The sequence below is a fragment of the Candidatus Cloacimonadota bacterium genome (assembly GCA_020532355.1).
In the GTDB taxonomy this organism is placed as follows: Bacteria; Cloacimonadota; Cloacimonadia; order Cloacimonadales; family Cloacimonadaceae; genus UBA5456.
The window spans coordinates 1-2,548 of record JAJBBD010000145.1 but is presented as its reverse complement, the minus strand read 5'-3'; the positions used below and the strand labels follow the sequence as shown (position 1 = coordinate 2,548).

General features: G+C 45.0%; 2 protein-coding genes. Both read left to right on the top strand.

Annotated elements, in window-relative coordinates; translation table 11 throughout:
- Window positions 1-1,659, top strand: a 1,659-nt coding sequence (locus LHW48_05405; protein ID MCB5259900.1) for a hypothetical protein, incomplete at its 5' end; no start/stop codon positions are given.
- Between the two features lie 122 nt (window positions 1,660-1,781).
- Window positions 1,782-2,201: a hypothetical protein gene (locus tag LHW48_05400; GenBank protein ID MCB5259899.1), complete on the top strand. Its 420-nt coding sequence runs from the start codon at window positions 1,782-1,784 to the stop codon at window positions 2,199-2,201.
- Window positions 2,202-2,548: the final 347 nt, after the last annotated feature.

Sequence of the window (2,548 nt, the reverse complement as noted above, 5' to 3'; positions counted from 1 at the left end):
TTGGAACCGGACTATACTGAGGATGGCACGTTTTTAGGTACTATCACCAGAGTGGTGGGCAGAGCAGAGAATCTTGCCGGTGTATATTCCGACGAAAACGAAGAAACGGAAGGTGGAGTTCGTGTTTCTACTGTCGAGTTTAAAGTTAAACCGGGCTTTAAACCTCGCACCTTGCTATATCACAAAAAGATTTATGGGTTGGGTGATTATCACTTTGAAGATTATAACGATATCAATAACAATGTAGATCCAGCCCCTAGTTTCCTTTCTGGAGGAGGCATAAAATATGGAACCGGACTATTCAGGGAAAATCTGGAAACTGACGATGGATTACAAACGGTTTATTCAGTGGTGTATAGCAGTAATCTAAAGGTTTATTTACGCTGGGGATGGTGGGGCGAATACGTGAAAGATAACGGCGAATATTTTACCCATGTTGATGCCGATAATTCATATTTTGATAAAAAAGCGGACGTTGTCCTAAGCGATAATTCATCAGGCTCTCCAGTAAACTACTATAGTGAGATAACTCACTTTCATCTTCGATATGATAATGAACCTTTTTACTTCCCCGCTTTTTCGGATCCTGAGTATTTTGTTACTGACGATGATGGTACCACTTGGTTACGAGTACCGGTATCATCGCCTCTGCGCCAATCTATTGTGCTCACTTCCGATAATTTAAGTCCGGGACTACATCGTTTTGAAGTTCGTTGTGAGGACACTCAGGAAGAGTATTCTGATGAGCCGGCTGTTTTGGATCTTTATGTACACCCCTTCACTCCGCCATCACAAAGGCAGGGGATACTTGTAGTTGATGATGATGTAAATGACAACAATACTTCGCCCGAAGACATTGTTGACGAGATTTATGCGAATATGGTTAGCGGACTGGGGCTTAGCGCAGATCAAGTTCAATATGTAGATTACAACGGAAATGATAGTACTCCTCTACCTGAGGATTTTCGCTTGAGAAGACTCTCGTTTGGTTTGCTCCAGAATTATAAACTTGTATTATATCATAGTGATAACCCTAATGGTGTAGGCAACTTAAAATACGATATTGATGCCTTAACTCTTTATCTGCGAAATGGTGGGAACTTGATGATATCGCATAGTAACAGATTTAGGGAAGACATCGAAGGTATTTCAAAGAAGCTACTAGTTTCAGCATCTGATGGTTATTTGCCTCCAACCATTCTTCTTGACGCGATGGGCATACCTAGAGAGCCCCAATTTTCGGAGGTTGGAGCCAGCATAGCTGCTAACCCTTTTATGATTAAGGCAAATGGACAACAAGACTTTCCTGATATTAATCTTAGGTACACCGATGAAGGCTCAACGGGGGTTTGGATTAATAGCATAATTGAAATGCGTGAAGGTCTATCAGCAGTTGCCTATTTCAATGAAGAAGATGGCATTCCGCAACATTACGGTGAAAGCATCTATACACTTGGGTGTAAACCTGTAGATTATCCGGTTTTTCCTCCCGATCAAGAACAGTATGATCAGTATTCCGGCAGGACTATTGGGATGCGCAAAGTAAATGACAATAATTTCTTGAATTCCCGCTCCTACCTTTTTACCTTTCCCCTTTCTTACATGGAACTGGAAGATAGCAAAAATCTGTTGATAAAGGTATGGAACGAACTCCAATAGATTCCCAAATATCATAAATAGAAAGAGACCGGTTTAAAAAGCCGGTCTCTTGGTTTTACTGCAATACCAATGTTTGGTAGAAAGTATGGCTCTCTTTTGGTTCGAGTAGGTGCGAGCCGGAAATGGGCTGCCAAGGAGGCAGCGGAGCTGCCTTCAGAAGCGAGCTGCGCTCGCTGTGGCAACCAGAGCTTGCCAGCCCAAAGGTAGGTGCAACTTGTAGCCGCATTTGCAACAAGCAGGAGTTTGCCTCCCCATCACAGAGCCGTTTGGGCTGCGCTGTTTGTGCTGCTTGGGCTGCCAAGCTCCTGCTTGGCAGAGGCAGCGAAGCTGCCTTCAGAAGCGAGCTCTGCTCGCTGTGGCAACCAGAGCTTGCCACCCCAAAGGTAGGTGCAACTTGTAGCCGCATTTGCAACAAGCAGGAGCTTGCCACCCCATCACAGAGCCGTTTGGGCTGCGCTGTTTGTGTTGTTGCTTGGGCTGCCAAGCTCCTGCTTGGCAGAGGCAGCGAAGCTGCCTTCAAAAGCGAGCTCTGCTCGCTGTGACATTCAGAGCTTGCCAGCCCAGCTTGCAATCCCGTCCCTCGCACTGGTTCCCCTTGTCGGAACAGTGTCCGCCTGTACTGTATGGGTGCTCGTTTGAAGCGCCCATTTGAAGAATTGTCGGTAGATCCATAGCGCCCACTTAGTTTGAAAGAGAGCCGAAAGTATTCTACAAAACAAGACCGCTGAATAATCTGGGCATGAGGCGAAGATTCATACTACAAGGATGGTGGCTTAACATAGCTACGATCAGAATAAACCCACCAAACTGAGATCTTGTGCATAACAATCTGCTATACATGGATGTGCAAGGGTCTCAAAATAGCGATTATTCTAGGCAAAGAATACTC

Coding starts and splice junctions, on each gene's coding strand:
- LHW48_05400 (MCB5259899.1), top strand. CDS start 1,782: ATGGGCTGCCAAGGAGGCAGCGGAGCTGCCTTCAGAAGCGAGCTGCGC.